At 73.7% G+C, this 270-nt stretch carries 1 protein-coding gene; it reads right to left on the minus strand.

The features are described from left to right. On the minus strand, positions 1–270 hold a 270-nt coding region (locus tag SB816_RS31855; RefSeq protein ID WP_410548226.1), incomplete at both ends, for a LysR family transcriptional regulator.

The raw sequence follows: 270 nt of genomic DNA on the forward strand, positions 1-270 counted from the left end.
GTGCCGTCCACGTTGACCCGCAGCCGCCCTCTCACGCGCGCCTTCGACTGGCCGGCGTCGAGCGCCGCCTCCTCAATGCCGGCCAGCAGCGGCGCGACCGTCTCGTAGAAGCGCCGCCCTTCGTCGGTCAGCGTGATCGCACGCGCCGTCCGGTTGAAGATCCGGATCCCGACGCGCTCCTCCAGCCGCGCCACCGCACGGCTCACCGCCGGCTGCGTCAACCCCATCGCCTCGCCCGCCCGCGCGAAGGTACCCGCCTCGATCACCGCG

Source organism: Achromobacter sp. SIMBA_011, assembly GCF_046535435.1.
Classification (GTDB): Bacteria; Pseudomonadota; Gammaproteobacteria; order Burkholderiales; family Burkholderiaceae_B; genus Achromobacter; species Achromobacter dolens.